Annotated in this window: 17 protein-coding genes; 16 read left to right on the forward strand and 1 reads right to left on the reverse strand. The window is 41.0% G+C overall.

Annotated elements, in window-relative coordinates:
* Nucleotides 1–73: 73 nt before the first annotated feature.
* A complete protein-coding gene (locus tag CLV99_RS03270; RefSeq protein ID WP_121123215.1) occupies nucleotides 74–445 on the reverse strand; it encodes a hypothetical protein in 372 nt (123 codons plus the stop codon).
* Between the two features lie 581 nt (nucleotides 446–1,026).
* On the opposite strand from CLV99_RS03270, the gene CLV99_RS03275 reads away from it, so the two are divergent.
* From CLV99_RS03275 to CLV99_RS03350, 16 genes are all read left to right on the forward strand, one after another.
* Nucleotides 1,027–1,626, forward strand: a complete 600-nt coding sequence (locus tag CLV99_RS03275) for an RNA polymerase sigma factor (protein WP_133583055.1) — start codon at nucleotides 1,027–1,029, stop codon at nucleotides 1,624–1,626.
* Between the two features lie 67 nt (nucleotides 1,627–1,693).
* The gene (locus CLV99_RS03280) at nucleotides 1,694–2,845 is read left to right on the forward strand and encodes a FecR domain-containing protein (protein ID WP_133583056.1); all 1,152 of its coding nucleotides are present in this window, start codon (nucleotides 1,694–1,696) and stop codon (nucleotides 2,843–2,845) included.
* Nucleotides 2,846–3,066: 221 nt separating this feature from the next.
* Nucleotides 3,067–3,576, forward strand: a complete 510-nt coding sequence (locus CLV99_RS03285; protein ID WP_211348400.1) for an STN and carboxypeptidase regulatory-like domain-containing protein — start codon at nucleotides 3,067–3,069, stop codon at nucleotides 3,574–3,576.
* Between the two features lie 92 nt (nucleotides 3,577–3,668).
* Nucleotides 3,669–4,949: a TlpA family protein disulfide reductase gene (locus tag CLV99_RS03290; protein ID WP_162850002.1), complete on the forward strand. Its 1,281-nt coding sequence runs from the start codon at nucleotides 3,669–3,671 to the stop codon at nucleotides 4,947–4,949.
* Nucleotides 4,942–8,049, forward strand: a complete 3,108-nt coding sequence (locus CLV99_RS03295) for a SusC/RagA family TonB-linked outer membrane protein (RefSeq protein ID WP_133583059.1) — start codon at nucleotides 4,942–4,944, stop codon at nucleotides 8,047–8,049. Before CLV99_RS03290 ends, CLV99_RS03295 begins: the two co-directional genes overlap by 8 nt.
* Before the next feature lie 16 nt (nucleotides 8,050–8,065).
* Nucleotides 8,066–9,400, forward strand: coding sequence for a RagB/SusD family nutrient uptake outer membrane protein (locus CLV99_RS03300; RefSeq protein WP_133583060.1), 1,335 nt, complete (start codon nucleotides 8,066–8,068; stop codon nucleotides 9,398–9,400).
* 179 nt (nucleotides 9,401–9,579) lie between these two features.
* Nucleotides 9,580–10,146, forward strand: a complete 567-nt coding sequence (locus CLV99_RS03305) for an RNA polymerase sigma factor (RefSeq protein WP_133583061.1) — start codon at nucleotides 9,580–9,582, stop codon at nucleotides 10,144–10,146.
* Between the two features lie 85 nt (nucleotides 10,147–10,231).
* A complete protein-coding gene (locus CLV99_RS03310) occupies nucleotides 10,232–11,353 on the forward strand; it encodes a FecR family protein (protein ID WP_133583062.1) in 1,122 nt (373 codons plus the stop codon).
* A 139-nt stretch (nucleotides 11,354–11,492) separates the two neighbouring features.
* A complete protein-coding gene (locus CLV99_RS03315; RefSeq protein ID WP_133583063.1) occupies nucleotides 11,493–12,089 on the forward strand; it encodes a secretin and TonB N-terminal domain-containing protein in 597 nt (198 codons plus the stop codon).
* Nucleotides 12,090–12,218: 129 nt separating this feature from the next.
* A complete protein-coding gene (locus tag CLV99_RS03320; RefSeq protein ID WP_133583064.1) occupies nucleotides 12,219–13,559 on the forward strand; it encodes a peroxiredoxin family protein in 1,341 nt (446 codons plus the stop codon).
* Entirely contained in the window at nucleotides 13,556–16,603 is a 3,048-nt protein-coding gene (locus CLV99_RS03325) for a SusC/RagA family TonB-linked outer membrane protein (RefSeq protein ID WP_133583065.1), read from the forward strand. Before CLV99_RS03320 ends, CLV99_RS03325 begins: the two co-directional genes overlap by 4 nt.
* 5 nt (nucleotides 16,604–16,608) lie before the next feature.
* Entirely contained in the window at nucleotides 16,609–17,964 is a 1,356-nt protein-coding gene (locus tag CLV99_RS03330; protein ID WP_133583066.1) for a RagB/SusD family nutrient uptake outer membrane protein, read from the forward strand.
* Nucleotides 17,965–18,597: 633 nt separating this feature from the next.
* A complete protein-coding gene (locus CLV99_RS03335) occupies nucleotides 18,598–19,203 on the forward strand; it encodes an RNA polymerase sigma factor (protein WP_133583067.1) in 606 nt (201 codons plus the stop codon).
* Between the two features lie 85 nt (nucleotides 19,204–19,288).
* Complete coding sequence (locus tag CLV99_RS03340; protein WP_133583068.1) at nucleotides 19,289–20,425, forward strand: FecR family protein; 1,137 nt, start codon at nucleotides 19,289–19,291, stop codon at nucleotides 20,423–20,425.
* 140 nt (nucleotides 20,426–20,565) lie between these two features.
* Entirely contained in the window at nucleotides 20,566–21,141 is a 576-nt protein-coding gene (locus CLV99_RS03345) for an STN and carboxypeptidase regulatory-like domain-containing protein (RefSeq protein ID WP_133583069.1), read from the forward strand.
* A gap of 203 nt (nucleotides 21,142–21,344) precedes the next feature.
* Nucleotides 21,345–22,511 carry a TlpA family protein disulfide reductase gene (locus CLV99_RS03350; RefSeq protein ID WP_162850004.1) on the forward strand — a complete coding sequence of 389 codons (1,167 nt, stop codon included), beginning with the start codon at nucleotides 21,345–21,347 and terminating at the stop codon, nucleotides 22,509–22,511.
* Nucleotides 22,512–22,550: the final 39 nt, after the last annotated feature.

The following is a 22,550-nucleotide window of genomic DNA, read 5'->3' on the forward strand; positions in this document are numbered from 1 at the left end:
AAGCCCAGCGTAATAATATTTACGGCTGGGCTTTTACTGGGTGATGAGATGATCTTTATATTAACGGCATGTATTATTGTGCAGTTTTTCTGATACTATGCTCTTCATCCGGATTTGTTGGAAGCGGCGTATTCGGACTTTGTGGTGCTTCAAATCCAACGAGACACAATTCAGCTGTTTGATCCTCGCAGTCAGTGATTTGATTTGATCCTCCGGGCATTGATTCTGACTTCGTTTGTGGTGAAGTGTTCACTTGATTTCCGATGGTATTGTTGACCAAATCGGCCTCATACCAATACAAGGCTGGTTCTGCTTTTTCAACTGGTGTTACAGCTTTACTGTTTTCGGTACCTTCGGATGTGAGCGACCAAGCTGACAATCCGATTATCATAGCCATACCTAGTACAGCTACGATATTTTTTTTGATGTTGTGAATTAGGTTCATAACCTTAATTTTTAAAATTGATTCATTTATTATTTTCTTGCTATCCGTTCTGACCGATTTTCTGTGCGTTGCCGTCGGTAGGGGGATCTAGCTTCATACCTGTCTTTTGGCAGACTCGCCCTTCCTTCTGACAACCTGGCATCAGAATTCCGCTGTTGTGTTTTGTGTTATTATTTAGCTAATGCTTATGCCGTATTACAGTAATTTTTAAATCTGTTTCTAAGGGCCGTTTACTATTTCAATCAGCTGTTTTATCTTTTATTCGTCCTTATTGAGATAACTTTTTCTTCTCTCTTACTCTTGATAACTAGTTGATTATTAACGTTGTGCTTCTGTTTTTAACATCTTATACCAAAGTTCGGGAGTAAAAAGCAGGTCAACTTGGCCGAATCTGGAGTAAAGTATGCACTGATTTATAGATTGGGATTCCGAAATAAGCGTTAGCTAACATCAGAACGCGTTCCTCTAATGGGGAACGCGTATTTTTGCGCAGCGCTTTTACGGTTTTGCTTGAGAATTTGCAATTCTATAAAAGTTTTTCTTACTTCGCTAGCATACTAGCCGTAATTCCAATCTCGATTATGAATAATAAGCTTAAAGATACCGATGAAGAAGAGCTTTTGAACCAATTGCGACAGGGAGACCATGCTGCCTTTAGAGCTATATATGATCTGTATGCTGATACATTGGTGTATAAACTGCACAAACTGATCAAGATAGACACGATTGTAGAAGAATTGCACCAGGATACCTTTATGCGGTTATGGAATGCCCGAGAGCAGCTTCAGGAAAATACGCAGCTGAAGGCTTTTCTTTTTACCATTGCCCGAAACCTAGCTATCGATTTTTATCGTAAGGCTGCCAAAGACAAAGAACTACAGCGTAATCTCGCCCTACACATCCAGTTGGATTATGACCATATAGAACCGCTGCTTCAGCAGAAAGAGACGCTTTTGCTTTTAGAGGAACTGATATCAAAGTTGCCACCCCAGCGACAGAAGATATTCCGCCTGATTAAAATGGAAGGAAAATCCTACGAGGAGGCAGCCCGGCATTTTGATGTGTCGATGAGTACCATAAAAGATCATATGGCGAGATCCAGCCAGTTTTTAAAGCAACAATTAGCCCAAAATTATCCCCATATAACCTTCAGTCTACTGGCGTATATTATTTTTAATTAATTTTTTTTGTCGGCAGAGCCGAGAATATTTTTTTTTCCTTCGTTCGGTATAATAAAGAAGCATTGCTATGGCATATATCGACGACATATTCAGGCGCTATCAAGATAATACCTGTACAGAAGAGGAGCTGGCGTTTATCTTGCGTCATTTTGAACAGGAAGAGAATAGGACAGAAGTACAGGATCTTGTACAACGGGAATTGTTGAAAGATGAACCCCCAGAACTGCTTTCGTCCAGCTTACAGCGGATCGTATCAAGAAATAGGTCGGTGGTTTATGAAATATCTGAAGGTAGCGTCAATAAAATACCAAGCAGGAGAATGGTTCTGCTCAAATGGATGTCTATCGCTGCTTCCTTACTTCTAGTTGCCGGAATATCGACCTGGTTATATTATGGCAGTAACACAACACCTGTTGAAAAGCAACATGTGGCTGATATTGCTCCGGGGACCAATAGAGCTACGCTGACATTGATAGGAGGACAGTCGGTGATATTGAGCGAAGGACAGACCGAGCTGATAACGGGTGAAAATGGGCTAAGTTATGGCGATGGCACTCCTATACTAGAGAATACTTCGGTACAGATGGCCTCCTTAATTACACCTCGCGCGGGGCAATATCAGGTGAGACTACCGGATGGTAGCCGTGTCTGGCTGAATGCAGCCAGTACGCTGCAATATCCAACTCGTTTCTCGGGAGAGACTCGGCGGGTGGAGCTGAAAGGTGAGGCTTACTTTGAGGTGGCGAAACAGAAAACTCCTTTTATAGTTGCTACAGCAGGGCAGGAAATTACCGTGTTGGGTACGCACTTTAATGTGACGGCTTATCCGGAAGAAATGACCACTAAGACGACATTGGTCGAGGGAAAAGTACGCGTGTCGACCTCTTCTGGAGATATAAAAGAATTGTCCCCTGGCCTACAGGCCAATCTGGATAGAAATGGATTGCATGTTCAACAGGTCAATATCGATGATTATACGGCATGGCGCGAGGGTATCATTGTCTTGGAAAGACAACAATTGTCGCAGGTGTTACGACAGATCGAGCGTTGGTATGATATCGAGTTTGATATAGACGTAAATGTACAGTTGCCTTCTGAGACATTGTCGGGAGATGTGTACCGGGATCTGCCGTTGGCAGCATTGCTTCAGACTTTGTCACAACAGACGGGACTTCGTTTTGAACGTAAAGAGAGGAGGGTGATGGTAAAGGGAAGCTAGACAATATAGTGTGTTTGTCCCTGACATAAAAAAGCCGTAGGTGCTACTAACACCTGCGGCCGATGTCAGGTACAAAAAAATAAATCGCGAAATACATTTTTTATGAACTAACCTAACAAGACAAAGGTATGAATTTTAACCATCTTGCCAAGTCGTGCTATGCTCCAATGAGGGAGGCTAGAAGACTTGATAAAAGCATATCCATGACAATCTGGATTATTATGAAGCTTATCTTATTTTTTACATTGGCTCTGACATTGCAGGCATCTGCCGATGCACTTGGGCAACGTGTATCGCTATCTGCCAAGAATCAATCGCTAAAACAGGTGTTGAAAGAATTGCGGAAGCAAAGTCGGTATTCTTTTATTTATCAGGATAAGGATCTCGAATCTGTAAAGCGTATAAATCTAAAAGTCGATGAACAGGAAATCCTCGAGGTACTGCCTCGACTTTTTAATGACCTTCCGCTTACGTATACTGTAAATGGCAGAATAATTAGTATTCAGGAAAAGAAAGATCCTATACTGCCTAAAAGTAAAATCGAAATGACACAATACGAAGATCCAAAAACAAAGGATCTGATTATTGAGGGAAGGGTGATTGATGCAGAGACGAAGGAGCCTTTGGAAGGAGTTACTATTGAGTATTTGGATTTTGGAGTTATGACTCAAACCGATAAATTCGGTAGATATCGCCTTTTAATTCCGCAAAACAATGGAGGTAATAAATGAGAACATGTTTTAAGATTTTAATACTTCCTTTTCTTGTGTTATGCGTTAACGCTTTTTGTCTGTCGAGTTATGCTGGAGAAGGAAAATTTAATATGGAGGCAAGAGACAGCATTAATCCGCTCAAAATAGGGGATACAATACCTGAGTGGTTATGGGATCTTCCCTTAGAAGTAGCGGGTCACCCTGCTGCCAGAACCAAAATATCTCTCCAAGACTATCGAGGTGAAAAGTTGATTATTCTTGATTTTTGGGCTACATGGTGCGGTGCCTGTATCGCGATGATGGACAAAACCGATCAGCTTCAGAAAGCCAATGACAATACTATTCAGATTATCCCAATCACCTATGAGCCTGCATCAAAGGTAAACCAGTTTGTGAGCCGGCGTAGTCAAAATGATAGTAATAAAAACAAACTGTTTACGGTGTACAACGAAAGAATATTACAACAGATATTTACGCATAAACTTTTACCACATTATGTATGGATTAGCAGTTCTGGCGTCTATCTAGGTGCCTCAAATGGAGACCAGCTGACGCAAGAAAATCTATCAAAAGCGATAGATGGTACTGCCGCCTTTAATCAGAAGATTGATTATCGTATACCTTATCAAAAAACAAAAGGTTTTCTGCAGGCGACTAATGGCTTAGAAGATAGCGATGTAAAAAGCTATACCATATTCGGTGCTTATAAGCCTGGAATGCCTCCGGGAAGTCAGGCCGGTAAATTGGGGAATGGTATGAGTAGACTCACTTATACAAACGGCACATTGACATCTTTGCTAGCTATGGCTTACTCTAGATCTGATCTATACTTTGGCAGGAATAGAATCAAATTTTTGACGGAAGATAGTACACTCTATGTGGTTCCGGCTAATGAAGCCCCCCTAAAAGAGGAATGGAGGAAAAGAAACCTTTTTTCCTATGAGCGTGTTGGAAAAGTCTCTGTGAACGAGCTCCGAGAAGCTATGCAACAGGATTTAAAGCAGTATTTTCCAGCGCTGAATATAGAGATCAAACATATTGATCATTTGTGTTGGGTGATGAAGGGAAATACAAATAATCCAAAATTACGGACGAAAGGTGAGTCGCGGAAAAGCATTGTTGATAGGGATGGATGCTCTCTAGGGAATACTTCGTTGTTTGATCTGTACTTCTTTATGAACTTTTACCTGTACCAAACTTCTGAGATTCCATTTGAATGGGAGATCGAAGACGATTATCCCATAGATCTCGAATTTTTTACTGATATGACCGATATGGATGCAGTCAATGGTAAACTGGAGCCTTATGGGATTCAATTCGTATTGGAACGGCGTCCAGTTGAAATGGTTGTTGTGACTGATAAGAAAAAGAAAGGAACCAACGATGACTAAACTAATCAAATGGCTTTATATTTTTTTGATGATAATGACTATGTCGCCAAGTTTATTTTCCCAAGATAGGAAAGTTGTTGAGGGACAAGGGAAACTCGTCATTCGTCTTCTTGGATACAAGACTGATACGATATTAATAACCGATAGAAAATACCAAACAAAAAACATCTATCTCAAACCTGAAAGTAGAGAGATTGAGGAAATTCAAATCAATACGGGCTATCAGAAGCTGTCAAAGGAAAGATTGACCGGGGCAGTTAGTAAAGTGGATGAAGGTATTTTGAAAACTGTAGTTTCCACCTCCATTATAGACCGTCTAGCTAATAATGTTCCTGGACTGGTATTTAATAAAACAGGTGGTAATCCATCCAATCAGACACAGATAAGTATCCGTGGGCAAAGCACCTTGTTTTCGCGTCCTGATCCATTGATCGTACTCGATAACTTTCCGTATGATGGTGATCTGTCGAGCATCAATCCCGATGATATCGAATCCATCAGTGTTTTGAAGGATGCCGGGGCTGCATCTGTCTGGGGCGCCCGGGCAGCAAACGGCGTGATTGTGCTAACCTCCAAAAAAGGCAGTGCATCGTCTGGGCTGAAAATAGATTTGACTGCACAGGCAACAATTGGTGACAGACCGAACCTAAAATATGAACCGCGCATTTCATCCGCTGATTATATTAAGATCGAACGGGACCTGTTTGATAAAGGATTGTATAAAACGCAGGAGACAAGTGCCAATAAAACTGTATTGACGCCTGTGGTAGAATTACTGATTGCCAATCGGGATGGCTTGCTCGCTAAGGAAGATCTTGAGGCGCAGCTGCAAAGTCTTGGTCAGATTGACCTCGATAGCGAAATGAGCAAATATTATCAGCAGCAGTCGCTCAATCAGCATTATGCGTTGAGTATAAATAAGGCAATCACTGGGGGAAACTGGCTATTATCGCTGGGAGCGGACAAAAATAGGGAAAACTTGGTCAAAAATGGCTTTGAAAGATTAAATGGACGACTATTTATAGAGCAAAAATTTTGGAAAGATCGATTGACTTTTTTTGCCAATATCGCCCGAAATAATACAAATCTTTTTACACCGAATCCGGGAATGCTCTATATGACAAATCTAAAGCAGTTATACCCCTATGCGAGATTAAAAGATGATCAGGGGAATAATGCTGTGGTCAACAAGGATTACAGAAGCACTTATTTAAATAGTGTCATGCAGCAAAATATTGGCCTGTTGGATTGGTATTACCGACCGCTGGATGAAGTGGATCTCTGGGACAAAAAGCGTCAGGATAGGGAATACCGCATGGATTTTAATCTTGGCGTGAAGCTGACCGATGGTCTACTGCTTAATACTTCTTATCAATACGTAGACAGAAACCTCGAAGACTGGGACAATCAAAGCCTGAACTCTTATGGCGTCAGGAGCCTGATCAACCAGTTTACTACGGTATTGGATGACGGAAAAATCCTCCGGAATATTCCATTGGGCAATATATTGGATGTAGAGCGTCAGACCATGGCCACGCATCGCTTTAGGCTGCAGGCGACTATCGACAAAACGATGGCCAAGGTATTTAACATCCAATCGGTAGTAGGAGCAGAGGTAAACAGGACAGCAACGGCTGGTCTGCAAAATAGATTGTATGGCTATAATGCAGAGCGGGCAGGAATCAGCAGTGTGGATTATCTTACGCTTTTCCCAAGCTTTGTGAACCCCGCGGGTACCAATCTGATTCCATTCAAAGATGATGTCTCAAAGTTAACGGACCGTTTTGTTTCTTATTATCAAAATTCAAGCATATCCATTGCATCCAAATATGTGCTCACTGCAAGCACCCGATTTGATCAGAGTAATATTTTTGGTGTGCGTACCAATCAAAAGGGTGTACCGCTCTGGTCTGTTGGCCTGGCTTGGTCAATTAACAAAGAAAACTTTTTCAAGGCTGATCTATTCTCGCAATTGAAGCTAAGGACCACGTATGGTCTCAATGGTAATGTGAATAGGAACTTGAGTGCTTTCACTACGGCATCCTATATGGGCTTGGCTCCTTTTTCAAGATTGCCTTATGCTACGATCCAAAATCCCCCGAATGCTGAACTGCGATGGGAGAGGACGAAGGTGTTTAATGCGGGGATAGATTTTGGTTTCCTCAATAACCGAATTAATGGTTCATTCGATTATTTTCAGAAACGAGGTGTTGACCTGATTGGAGATGCGCCTTATCCCGCATCAAGCGGGGTGACCCGATATCGCGGTAATGTTGCGGCATCAAAAGGCCATGGCTATGAACTCCTGCTCAATGGACTTATCGTGGATCAAGCTTTTCGATGGAACAGCACTTTGATGTTGAGCCAGGCTAAAGATATCGTTAGTGATTATATGGATCTGACCATATCCGGTTTAAATATGATTCAAGGTACCAGCATAAATCCCCGTGTAGGTAAACCGCTGTATAGTATGTATAGTTTCGATACAGAGGGTTTGGATCCAGCGACAGGAGATCCCATCGGGATACTAAATGGCGAACAAAGTACTGACTGGAATGCGGTCATATCGAAAACTAAAATTGAAGATCTGCTCTATTATGGATCATCAAGACCAACGACAAATGCTTCTTTCCGAAATACCTTTAACTGGAAGAATTGGAACCTGACCACCAACATCAGTTACCGGGCGAACTATTTCTATCGGTTAAATTCGATTAGGTATACAAATAATAACCTATTGGATAATGGACTGGAGTCACGGCATAGCGATTATTTACGACGATGGATAAATCCTGGAGATGAGCAGCAGACCACAGTACCCAGTATTCCTACTGCTGCAAACTCGAATCGCGATAACCTCTATCTCTATGGTGAATCTCTGATCCGGCGTGCCGACCATATCCGTTGGGAAGATTTGGCAGTATCGTATCGTATGGCTATGGCTAAGGATTGGTTAAAGTCAGTTGAATTCTCTTTCTATGTCAATAATCTCGGTCTGATCTGGCGGAAGTCAAAGGAGAAAATAGATCCGGATTTTACTGGAGTTGGACAACGTCCTATGCCGCGGACATATTCTTTTGGCGTTCGGTTAGGTTTTTAAAATAGAAATATACACAATGAAAAAGATAACGATGTTAATGCTTTCCTTACTTGTCTTTTGCGCTTGTTCGAAGGGTTTTTTGGAAGAAAAGAGTAATCAAAAACTGCTGGTACCCAATACGCTGGAAGATTTTCAGCTGCTCTTGGATAATAATGGGATCATGAATAGGACTCCCGGACTGGGACAGATCGCGAGTGACGATTTTTATATTACAGCAGCTGGTTTTACAGGTTTGGACGAATTGAACAGATTAGCCTGTACCTGGCAATTACATAACACTAATGCGCTGGTCAGTTCGGATTGGAAAATGCCCTATGAACAAATTTTTTATAGCAATATTGTTCTTGATGGTTTGGTAACATTGGGTGATAATTCGGAGGCTGCATCACTGATTAGAGGACAGGCTTTGTTCTTTAGGGCATATGCGCTGTTTGGCCTGTTGCAGGAATTTGCGCCGATTTATACAGCGGAAAATAAGATCAAAGACGCGATCTCCGTACCACTTCAAAGCGATATAACCGCAGGTAGGCCCGTTTATAAGCTTGAGGATGCCTATGGTCAAGTCATCAATGATCTATTGGAAGCTGAAAAGAAGCTGCCTAGGAGCCAAGATATAAAAACAAGACCTTCGGCGTTGGCCGCATTATCCCTATTGGGGCGTGTTTATCTCGTTATGGGGGACTATGCTCAAGCTGAAATTTATCTGGAAAAGGCAAATAGAGACTACAGTAAACTGATCGACTACAATTCGCTTTCAGCTACTTCTAAAAGACCATTTCCAACAGATTATCCGTCGGGATCTGGCAATGAAGAATGGATTTTTTATAGCCCACTGGTAAACTATTTATTTCTCTCCTATAGTAATGCCGAAGTAAGGGTAGATAGTGATTTTGTTAATTCATACATTCCAAATGATTTACGTAAAGCACTTTATTTTCAGGACAATGGCAATAATGGGTATAGCTTTAAAGGGTCTTACAGCGGGTCTAAGTTAACGACAATGTTTGCCGGTCTGTCTACGGATGAAAACTATTTGAATTATGCGGAGGTACTTCTGCGAAATGGCAAGAAGGAGGCAGCAGTTGCGGTCATGAACAGGCTGCTCAAAACGAGGTTTAAAACTGATACTTATGTGGATATAAAAGCGGATGATGCCGCATTTACATTGGATTATATACTGTCCGAGAGACGTAAAAGTTTAATCGGGAAAGGATTGCGATGGGTAGATATGAGACGGCTGAATAATGATAATCAATATTTTATCAATGCTAGGAAGGAGATAAATGGCGAAATCTATGAATTGAAAATGAATGATGAACGGCTACAGTTTCAAATTCCTTATAATGAATGATAAGCGCTTTGCCATATTGATTCCATCAACAGTCGTCGTTACTGGAGGACTTGTCCAAAATCCTCGTTAAATAATAAAACGGGCTGTCTCAGATGAGATAGCCCGTTTTTATATCTCAGATCAGGAAATTTGTCATTCTCCTGATTTTTTCATTAATTAGCCTCGACTAACCCACAAAGATGACCATATCAAATGCTTTAGCGGAAAGAGAGTTGCTAATTCGCCTGAAAGAAGGCGATCATGATGCATTCACCATGCTGTATGGTACTCATCACGATACGCTATATTTATATGCATATCGATTGGTTGACGATGAAGATCTAGCTGCCGATTTTGTGCAGGAAGCATTCGTATACATTTGGGAAAAGCGAGCTTCCCTTTATATTGAAAGTTCATTTATCGCCTACCTATTCCGTACGGTAAAACACAAGTTTCTTAATCTAAAGGCACATTACAAAGTACGGGCAGACTTTGCAGATAATTTTCAACATTATCTGGATCAGGGGACTTACGTGGTTGATCGAGCTATGGAAGAAAAGGAGCTATTCCAGCAGTTGCAGGATGAATTAGCCCGACTTCCCCAAAAGATGGCTAAGATCTTTCGTTTACGCCAGCAGAATATCTCCGATACCGAGATTGCCGAGCAGTTGGGGATTTCCGAAAAGACTGTTAAAAATTTAATGAGCCAGACCCTAAAAAAGCTAGGACATACCTTCAAGAGACTCGTTCTTTTCCTTTTTGCCTAGCAGCATTTAGTTTTTTTTATTTTTTTCGGGAAAAACATATTCCTGAACTGCCTTTACTATAGACCACGCCTATACGCAATTGGATATGGAAAGAAATGCAAAGGAAATACTCGAAAAATATAAACAGGGAACCTGTACCGAAGAGGAAAGAAAGTTAGTAGAACATTATTTCAATAGGACTGTACAAGCTAGCCAAGAATGGCCTAAGTTGACAAAGATGCAGGCTTCCGCCGGTAAGGGGAAGACTATCCCGTCTACCCATCAAGCGACTGGTATATTGTCGAGACTATGGAAAAGGTACCGCATAGTTGCTGCAGCATGTTTCTTACTGCTGGCGGGCGGATTGAGCTATAACTATTTGTTTCTGAACGATGAGATGACCGAAGTACAGGCCGTAAACAATGATGCACTTCCTGGCGGCAACAAAGCAATTCTGGTGCTGTCCGACGGAAAACGTGTCAACGTAGATGATATAGGCACAGCTCCTTTAACGCTGGAGGGGGGCGTGACTGTGTACAGGTCTGAAGCTGGAGAGATAAGCTATAAAAGCACTACCGTCGCTAGCGGAGAATCGGTAAACTATAATCAGATCATTACGCCTAATGGGGGGATGTACAGTGTCGTGCTGCCAGACGGTACAAAGGTGCGGCTCAATGCAGGTACGCACCTACGGTATCCAAACCGTTTTATAGGCGATCAGCGTGTTGTCGAGTTGACAGGTGAAGCCTATTTCGACGTAAAATCAAATCCATCCAAGCCCTTTATCGTCAAGAGTATCGGGCAAGAAGTACAGGTCGTGGGTACCAGATTCAATATACAAGCTTACGATGGTCAAGCTAAAGTAAGGACAACATTGGCCGAAGGTAAGATCAATTTAAAGAATATAAGCAACGGTATGGTTAGATCGCTAGTACCCGGCGAGCAAGGCGAGGTAGATGGCAAGAGCTTGGTTGTAGAGCCTACAGATCTTACCGTGGCTATGGCCTGGCTGAACAATACGTTTGTTTTCAAAGGGAAGCCTATACGGGAGATCATGCTGGAACTGAGCCGTTGGTATGATGTGGAAGTTGATCTCGAGAATCTTCCTGATGAAACATTCTACGCCACGCTACCGCGTACGGTACGGCTATCCAAAGTGCTATCCGCACTAGAGGAAACGAGCAATTTAAAATTCACTATTCAAGGAAGGAGGGTCAAGGTACAGTAGAGATCAGTTTTTTACAAGAATACAATTGACCTAGTGGGCAAAAAACCGAAGGTACGGCTAATACCTCCGGTCTATGTCGGTCCATTTATTCTGAAACTCGTGCAAGTAATAGAATTTTTTAACCTAACATAACAAATGTATGAAAATCAATTTTCATATCAAGCAGGATTTTATACAGCGCGGTGCTGTGCGAATATCCTCACTTGATAGAACCGTGCTATTCAAAATTTTGATGACCATGAAACTAACCGTCCTGTTAATGACGATTTTTACGTTAAGTGTGCAAGCCACAGTCCATGGCCAGCGTGTCGACCTGAAGGTCAATAAGGTTCGTCTGGACAAAGTGTTTGACGAGATCTACACGCAAAGTGGCTATGCTTTTGTTTTTAATGCAAAGCAACTACGCGCTGCTAAACCTGTAACGGTCGAGCTTAAAGGTATGCCCGTAGAGCAAGCTATAAAAGCGATACTAGCCGACCAACCCTTTGATTATACCATTGATGAAAAGGTGATTACGATCAGGGAGAAGAAAATCGATCCAAAGAAAAGTAAGATCGAAATGACACAATACGAAGATCCGGAAACCAAGGATCTGATTATTGAGGGGACTGTATTGGATGAAGAAACCAAGGACCCGATAGAAGGCGTTACCGTAGAGTTGGACAAGCGAGGAGTCAAATTACGGACTCAGTCGGATACGCAGGGCCGATTCAGATTGGTCATTCCTAAACGTTAAGAAATAATTGCTCTTGTGCGATAGCAATTATTCGCATATGTTACCCCTGCGCAGGTAATTCAATGCCAACACAAATCGTCAGCGCCAACATGAACAAACTAAAAAATTAAAGAATAAAAGATTTATTCAATGAATATAAAACGAAAAAGCCGCATCAATAAGTGGCTTTACATCTGGTATAAAATATCTCCCTATATATCGAGCTTTATTATCTGGTTTGTCACGATGATAAATCCTGTCGATGCGCAAGAAGTAAGCTCGGTAAATACTATCAATAATGAAAGAAATATATCGCTCCAAATCGGAGATTCTTTACCTGAGTCGATATGGAAAATGCCTCTGGAGGTAATCCATCATGCTGAGGGAAGACATGTTGTCACACTCAATGATTATCGCGATAATGAGCTGATCATTCTGGATTTCTGGGCTACATGGTGTGGTGCCTGCATTGGATCAATACAAAAGTATGTTAAAACGGATGGGTATACTGATGCAGATATAGCATTCCTCGGTGTCACTTATCAGGACAAGGAAGAAGTCACTAAGTTCAACGAAAGATTTAAGCTCAACTTTCCAACAATAATCGGCGATACAGTGCTAAGAGCATATTTTCCCTATAGGATAATTCCGCATATCGTAGTCATCCAAAAGGGAAAAGTTTTGACTATTGCCCACTCTGAAATATTGTTACCTGAAAATGTCCAAAAATTGAAAGGGGGTAAATATGAAGAATATCTTGCAAAGAGCGATATCCTTAATTTTGATAAAACCAAAGTCATCCTGGACCAAAAAAGCAGTAGAATTAAAGATGCTATAAAATCCAGGACGGTTATAATGGGGCCTATAAGCGGACTTTCAGCGTTTGGATCTTATAAAAAGACTGATAGCACACAGAGGCTCTACCTAACAAATCATAGTCTGTTGTTTGCAATGTACAAGCTCCTTGATGTTTATTGGCATAACCGGATATTTTTAAAGATAAGTAATGAAGATCATTTCGACTACTTCGGTTTCGAAGATCAACAAAAATTTCCTTACACTGTATGGTTAACCAAATATGGCGTTGGCTTAGAATCTATCGCCCCATTGAACATACCAAAAAAGGAATTAAAGTGGAATGCATTGATCGCACTGCTCAATACAAATGGATATGACTTTGCAGTCGTTGAGAAAGAAGTTGAAACCAAACTGATATATCCAAAAGGAAATAAAAAGTTATATGCGCCAGCGGGCAATGTGACGATTGAGGAACTGTTGAAATCGCTGAACTACCAGCAAATGGATATGCGAAGGGTTCCAATCTATTTGTCCAGTAATTTAATCGATAAACAGGATCGGATTTCTATAGATCTCCGTAGAATAAGGGATGACCAATATTTACAGAACATATTGTCTAAATATGGGCTAAAAATCAAAAATCAGCACGCTAAACAATCAATTATAGAGGTAACAGAAAGGAGAAGCTTATGAAAACGACTTACTTAATATTCTTGCTTTTCATTTTTATCAAGACGGTGAACTGCCAGGCTCAGGTAAAAAAGACAAATATCACCGACGTAGATAGCTTGACCTTGACGCATATCAGATACAAAACTGTTAAGATTGCATTGAGTCAGCTGCTTAAAGACAGGTTTGTCACTTTGGTCAGCAAAGATAATATGCTCGAAACGGTTACAATTAATACAGGATATCAGAAAATAAATCAGCGTATATCCTCAGGCGCAGTCGATAAAATAGATCTCCGACGAAGCAGGGATGTACACGCTAGCAATATATTCCAGAAGTTAGAAGGCAATTCACCGATCCTATTCGATAAGACGGGCGACAGCAAACGGTCGATGACTATCCGTGGATTGAGCAGTATCAATAATACAAATCTTCCCCTCATCGTGCTCGATAATTTTCCCTACGAAGGTGATCCGAACTGGATCAATCCTGAAGATATCGACGATATCACAATATTAAAAGATGCTGCTGCATCGGCTATTTGGGGTACTCGTGCAGGGAACGGAGTTATAGTAATCACGACGAAAAAAGGGAAATATAATTCCCCGAATCGGGTCACAATAGCAAGCGGTGTGCAGGTTCAGAATAAACCGAACCTTTATTCGTTAAATCGGATTTCTTCTTCGGGTGTTGTAGATCTCGAAAACTTCCTGTTTGAAAAAGGCCGTTATGATAATCAAAATTCCTTCAACATGCCTTATCTTTCGCCTGTAGTAGAGCATTTAATAGCCATTAGAGAGGGGATAGGAGATAAAAAGGATCATGAGCAGGCTATAGCGAACTACAGAAAACTTGATGTCAGGGACGATTATAGTAAGTATATGTACCGAACGGCTGTCAACCAATATCAGAACTTAAGTATTGAAGGCGGTAGTAGGAATTTGCGTTACCAATTTTCTGCGCGGATGGACAACAATACCGGCACACTGGATGAAAAGCTGAAGAAGAATTTAATAAGGACGTTTATTGAGATTGAACTGCATCCAAAGATCAGGCTTTCAACTGACCTTCAATATGTAGACAATAATTTTAAAGAAGGAAGAACTGCTTATAGTCCATCAAACGGTAGACCATACCTCATGCTTGCAGACAACGATGGCAATCCAATTAGACAAGCTAAAAATAGGGTAGGATATCTTGACACTGTAGGGCAAGGGCTCTTAAATGACTGGTTCGAATACCCGCTTATAGAATACAAAAAAAAGCATTCTATACTCGCATCAAATATGGTACTGGCAAATGTGACAGCTGATATCAAACTCTTGAAGGGCCTGAATCTGCAGGGGAACTATGGTTTTCAGTTTGTATCCACCCGGGATAAGCAACGTTATGATGAGGATAGTTACATGGTCAGAAATCTGATCAATTCCTATGCTGCGGTAGACTATGCTAAACGAACCGTAACATCGGCAATTCCTACTGGCGGTATTCTGGATCAGTCTGATCAGATACAAAAGACGCATAATGTGAGATTTGGTGTAAACTATGAAAAGAGGTGGCGGGGTTTGTTGTTTACAGCTTTACTAGGAACGGAGTGGAGACAGGCAAATGCCGAGAGTGCGCAATACAGATTCTATGGATTTGATCCCGACACGTATACTGTTTCAAAAGTAGATTACCGAAACCCATACACTCACTTTATTGATAAATCGACCATTTATGTTCCATATTTAGATGATAAGCACCTTAAAATAAATCGTTCAAGATCTCAATATGCAAATGCATCGGTCTCTTATAACGGAAGATATGTCCTGACAGGAAGTGTTAGGCGGGACGCTTCAAATCTATTTGGTGTAAAAACGAATGAAAGGTGGCAGCCGCTATGGTCTATCGGCTACAAATGGAATCTTTCGGAAGAGCGTTTCTTTAAGATTGCATGGATAGATGCGCTGAGCTTACGCGGATCATATGGTATCAGTGGAAATGTGGATCAATCGCGCTCAGCCATTACAACTATTCGCTACACAAACCCGGACCGTTATACCAATTTACCACAGGCCATTATTTCACAGTACAGCAACCCTGATCTAAGGTGGGAAAAAAATACAATATGGAATACTGGAATTGATTTTTCATTTATGTCGGGTAAGATCAATGGTTCTCTGGACTATTACAAAAAATGGGGAACTGACCTTTTTGGCAGGTATCCCGTGGATTATACGGCTATACCAAACAAGGGCGTACTTCGGAATATTGCCGCAATGAAAGGCAATGGTGTTGACCTGAAACTCAATGGAAATATTCCATTTGGAAATCGTGTTTTCTTTACGCCCCAGTTTATGATCAATTTCAATACCGATAAAGTTACCGATTATTATTATGAGGGCAATTATGCTTATGAGTTTTTAAGTTATGGTACTTCAGTAACGGGACAGGTAGGCTATCCGGTATATTCTATTCTCACATATAAGTGGAATGGGCTGGACGCTAACGGAAATCCTGTCGGGGAACTGGATGGTCAGCGTTCGATCGATTATCCAAACATCAAATTGCAGGATAAATCTGTACTCGAATACAAAGGTACTGTAGTTCCGCGCTATTCGGGTTATTTTAACCCCGGTATGTCTCTCGGAAACGTTGATGTCTCCGCCAGTTTTCTATATAAATTAGGCCATATATTTAGGCGGACGCCAGTAGGATATAATGAACTGATTGCCATGGGTGGATTAGGTGATGGTAGCGGAGATTTTGACCGTAGATGGAAAGTGAGCGGTGACGAAAACAAAACAGATATACCTTCTTTTATTTACCCTGTTGATACTGAGCGCAGCTCTTTCTATCAAAGTTCTTCCATTTTAGTTGAAGATGCAAGCCATATACGTTTACAGAATCTTTCTGTAGGATATAAATTCAGGATCAATAAAACTGTTGCTGGAAGGCTATTCTGCAATGCCACTAATCTTGGAATTATTTGGAGAAAGAACAATAAAGGAATTGATCCCGATTACCTTTCACAATTCAGGCCTAAGAAACAGATTTCTCTAGGCATTAATTTGACTTATAATTAGAAAAAATGAAAACGTTCAACTATTTTTTATATCTATTGATCATTCTTCAGATTTCATGTAAAAATTTCTTGGATGAAAAACCTGATGCCAGTCTAAAAGAAGCCAATAGCCTCGAAGACCTTGATGCGCTATTGAACAATACTAAGGTCATGAATTATTATAGCATGGGACTTGGCGAGGCTTCTGCTGATAATTATTACGTCGACAAATCTAGCTGGGAAGCATTTGATCAGCACGAAAGACAGTTGTATACATGGGGAGAAGAAATCTTCTACCAGTTTTATCTCAATCCTTGGCTGGATCATTATAAGACCATATATTACAGCAATCATGTATTAGCCAAATTGGATAAGATCGCTTCTGAGAAGAAAATAGAGGGGCGTGCAAAGGAGCTTAGGGGAAAGGCATTGTTCTTTAGGGCATTTGGTCACTATAAGTTGCTTTCCCTCTTTTCTAAAGCCTATGATATAGAAGCTTCTAAAACTGATCTTGGCATCCCTTTAAGGCTGAGTGATGATTTTAACATACCTTCCGAAAGGGGAACAGTTGAGGCATGTTATCAACAGATACTAAAGGATCTTCATGAAGCAGAAAGTTTATTGCCATTGAAATCAGATAATATTCACTTACCGTCAAGGATATCAGCTTATGTGTTACTTTCATGGATTTATCAGGCACGAGCTGAATTTGATCAATCAATTCTGTATGCACAGGAAGCACTTGAAATCGATAGCAAACTTAAAGATTATAAAGACTATTCACAGGAAGCCAGATATCCGTTTTTTGGTTTTGATGACGAAATCGTTTATATAGTGGCCGGAGGAGGAATCTATAACATGCTTGGAAAGTCCTATTGTAAAATTGATACACTATTATATTCTTCATATGACATACATGATCTTAGAAAGAAGCTGTTTTTTGAAAGAAATAAAGATGGATCTTATAATTTCAAGGGGTCTTACGTCGGTTCCCGAGGACTTTTTATGGGACTTACAGTAGCGGATGCCTACCTCAATCTGTCGGAAGGATTAATACGGCTGAATAAAACAGAGGAGGGCCTGAGATTTCTTGAAATTTTCCAACGTCATCGTTATGATGAGACTTATAACCCGCCGCTTGCGTCCATGTCGCAAGAGAGCGCCTTAAAACTAGTTTTGGAAGAGAGACGAAAGGAATTTATCATGCGGGATTCCCGATGGGGGGATATCAAACGGTTAAATAAGATTGATGATGGGTTGATTATTCCTGCTCGCAAGTTAGGTGACAGCGAGTTTTCGCTTAAGAGAAATGATAACAGATATGCGTTGCCATTACCTGCTGAAATCATTGAACTGACAGGCATGCCCCAAAACCCAAGATAATGTGTGTCAAGAGCTATGCATGTCCGCATAGTGCAACTGTAGTGAGATGAGGACAGACCCCTCGAGTACTGTCTATAGACTCTTAATCAAACCACCTTTTAGTTGCTTTGATTAAGAGTCAAGGTAATGAGCGTTAAAGTAAAAGGCTTTGTCAGAAGAGTCAGGTGTGTATGAAGAAGACGACGAACAGGAACCATTTATGAGGCGCCGATAGGGGTATATGATGTCAAAACCGAGGCTCTTTATCACCGAGGGACAAGCGAAAGAGATACCTTTTTAATGCTTTTGTGGCATCCGCACATTGGAAGATGGGTGCAACACCCTCGGTTAGATAACAGGAGCCGTATGACGAAAGAGTGTCACGTATGGTTCTGTAAGAGGCTTGGGGTGAAAGTCCCCTTGCCTACTTGACGAAGAATTTTGACAGAAGTTAGCAATTATTTGTTCCGCTTCGTGGTGTTTTTGGAGTACAACCGAATTCTTTACTTTTTATAAGATGAATTTGGTCGTGCTCCACTTTCTTTAAATCATTATTCCTATCCATTTATTTTTCCCTAACCAGTATTTGCAAATAGCTTCATTTTCCGTAGTTTTGGGCAGACCATAAATGTCCAAAACTACTAGCCGATCTGAATGAAACCTGTTGTCACAGATATTGTAAGTCAAGAAGACGAACTGTTGTCGCAATTGCGTGGTGGCGATTATGCGGCTTACCATCAGCTTTACGATCGCTATGCTCCCATGATTATGGCACGGATCCGTCGATTGGTATTGGACCGGGAAGTTGCGGAGGAATTGCACCAGGAGGTATTCTTGCAGATATGGACCGAACGTAGAAAACTGCCCGCCGATGTGCCATTCAAGGCTATTTTACTGCATCGGGCAAAACTGCAAGCCTATAAATATTACCATAAAGCATCGCAAGATCGCGAGATGCGCGCACATCTGATGTCAGTCGCGACCGAGCTTTACGATCAACTGGAAGAGCAGATTAATTTTCAGGAAACGAATGCATCTTTCATGGCAGCTATAGCCAAGCTACCTGAGCAACGTCGTAAAGTATTTGTACGGATTAAACTGGAAGGACGATCGTATGAAGAGGCGGCGGAAGAGTTTGGCGTATCCATATCGACGATAAAAGACCATATGACCCGTGCGCTTAAATTCCTGCGAACGGAACTGACCCAAGACAACCCATCTCTTCTTTTTTTCCTCTTGGCGGCTACGCTTTTCAGGTAGTTTAAAAATATTTCAAAAAATAATTGTCCCGCGAGCCGTACTTTTTTCTGTTTGTCCACACTGTATAGGTAAAAGAGAAAAATATATGTCAGACATACAGGAGATATATAGTAGGTTTTTAGCTCGCCAGTGTACAGCCGAAGAGGTAGAGCTATTAATGGCGCATTTTGAAGATAAGGAAAATGCGGCAGCGATACAGGAGCTGATACAGGCTGAAATAGACCGAACCCATGATGTGGAAATCGAACAGAAAGATATAGCGGCAGCGCATCAAAACTGGGTTGCATTGAATACCCGTATCCATCAGCAGGGGCGCATACGTAAACTACAACGTTACTGGGTATCCGTCGTAGCGGGTTTATTGTTGATAGCATTAGGTGCGACATTTTATTATAAAGTGAATGTGCCTTCGGATGGTGCTGCGATAGTAGCTGCAAATAAGATTGTTCCCGGGACCAATAGAGCCACAGTAACCCTTGCCGATGGAAGTATAGTCGATCTGAGTGATGGACATACAGGAGTCGTGGTCAGCGATAACCTGACCTATGAGGATGGTTCTGCCATTTCGGGTGCAACTACATCGGCCACATTAACTACACCTCGTGGTGGTCAGTATCGCATTACATTGGCCGATGGTACCAAAGTATGGCTCAATGCGGCTTCGTCTTTACAATATCCAGCCCGTTTTGATGGAGATACGCGCGAGGTTACGCTTAGAGGAGAAGCTTATTTTGAGGTCGCGCACAACGGCCGCCAACGATTTATTGTGAATAGTGGCGAGCAACGAACAGTAGTAAAAGGTACTAAATTTAATATCAGTGCCTATCCGGATGATCATCAGATAGCCACTACTTTGTTGGAGGGATCGGTAGCTATCCAACTGAGCCAAGGAACTAAGGATGATGAACTGTTGTTAAAACCAGACCAAGAAGCAGTAGTGAAAGATGGTAAGATGAGCAAAAGATCGGTGGATGCCAATGAAGCGATGGCCTGGTCACAGGGCAAATTTATGTTTACCGATGCGCCACTACCTGTCATTATGCGGCAGATAGCGCGCTGGTACGATGTAGATGTCACCTACCTACAACCTGTTGATGATGTCACTTTTACAGGTTCAATATCCCGCTTTGATAATATACAGGATGTGCTACGTAAGTTGGCGCTGACTGACCGTATAAAATTTGAAACACAGGAAAGGAGGATCATGGTGAAGCGCGAATAAAGACCTGATAACAGCCCCTTTGTAAGCTTAAAGAAAAACCGAATTCTGTTCGTACCAGAATCCGGTTTCATAAAAGGGCCTGTACAACAAAAAATAAGTTGACAACTAACATTTTTATTTAAACCCTAATAATCAAAGATATGAATTTTTATCATCATGTCGTGGGAATTTTATCGTCTATCCCACGGCAGACACGCTGGAGGATTTTTATGCGCGTACAGCTTATACTCATTTCGATATTTATATTATTGGCCCAGTTGCAGGCTACCGACCTGAGGGCGCAGCGTGTGACCCTGCATGTCAAGGGACAAAACTTACAACAGGTACTTAAAGAAGTCCGCAAGCAGACGGGATATGATTTTGTGTACAGTCCAGAGACACTGAATGCAAATGCCCAGCCGGTCACTATTGCAGCAAACAACACGCCCGTTGCAGATCTCTTAAAACAGCTCTTCGCTGCGCAGTCCAGACTGCAATATACCGTCGATCAGAATACGGTGGTTGTGAGGGTGAAAAAGGAACCCAATCCCACCGGAACAATTGAAATGCGACGGTACCAGGATGCGGAAACCAAAGAATGGATTATTGAGGGGAGGGTGATCGATATAGAGACAAAAGAGCCTATTGAAGGGGTGACGATTCGATTGAAGGAGGATAATTTAACTACACAATCAGATAGAAATGGAAATTTCCGAATCATATATCTACGAAAATAGTAGTGCTGGACTTAATCTTATTAATAATGAAATATATTTTTACATATTCATATAGTACTTTTTTGAAAGGTGTTTTTTCTAAAAATCATAGGATGGTAATTTCCCTTTCTATGAATATCATCTTTCAATTAATATCTTGTTTGTTATCCCCTTTGTACGGGCAGAATTTAAAAGGTAACAAAGATTTCAAAACAAACGTTATTATGCGTTTGGAAATAGGTGACACTATACCGCAAGAATTATGGAATCTCCCATTAGAAATAATAAATCCTACAGCCCAAAATACCAATGGTACATTGGAAGACTATAAAAATCAGAAGCTATTGATTCTAGATTTTTGGAATACCTGGTGTAAAAGCTGTATTAAGCTATTTCCGAAAGTTGACTCTTTAAACGATGAATTTAATGGTAGGCTATCTATCGTCCCAGTAAGTAACGATCCCTCCAAAAAGGTAATTCCCTGGATGCGCGATAAAGAGATCGTATTAAAATCTACGAACGTTCTCGGAGACAATGATACTACGGGAATAGGCGCATATTTCCCTAGGAAGATTCTCCCCCATGTCGTTGTCATAGCTGATAATAAGGTAAAAGCAATCACTTTTCCGGAATATATCAACAGGAAGAATTTAAATGATATGCTAAATGGTCGCGACGTGCTGATAAAAATGAAATACGACGACCTTGATTTTAACCCGAGGTATCCATTATTTGTAAATGATCTTAATGGCCCTGAAAACAACTTTAAAAGTCGATCCATGTTTTCCGGATTATTAGACGGAATACCTTCTATGTACTTATTGTCACACGATAGCTTGAGAAACCGGATTATCCTAAAGATGATAAATAATGTTTTTCTCAATACCTGGGTGGCTGTATATCCGGAAGCAGCTATGTATGCTAATAACCAGATTATTTATCCTTCTAATCAACAAAGATTGATGGATTCGGTGGTCACCTATGAACTGATCTTTCCTGCCGATGCAGAGGACAGGCTTCGTGCCAAGGTAAAATCTGACCTAGAGTCTTATTTTGGGTGGACAGCAGATACCGTCACTAGGGAAATACCCACACTTGTTTTTACTACAACAAAACATTCTAAAAAACAAACTAATTCAGAGTTTGTTTTTGCTCATCCTGTCGTACTTGAAAAGCAACGCATGTCACTTCGGGGACTAATCTTTAGCATCAATATGGATGGGAAACGGGGGATTTATGCGACTCCGGCGAAAGAGAATGTTCTTTTTGATGAAAAAAAACAGCTACAGTTTACATCGCTCAAAGAGATGAATCGATGGCTTAAAAAATATGATGTTGTTGGTGATATTGAAATGAATTCAGTTAAGCAATTAATTATTAAAAAAATATGATGTTTTGCAGAAAGGCAATTATTTTACTTTTTCTTTTTA

It is taken from the genome of Sphingobacterium yanglingense, from assembly GCF_004363245.1.
Lineage (GTDB): Bacteria > Bacteroidota > Bacteroidia > Sphingobacteriales > Sphingobacteriaceae > Sphingobacterium > Sphingobacterium yanglingense.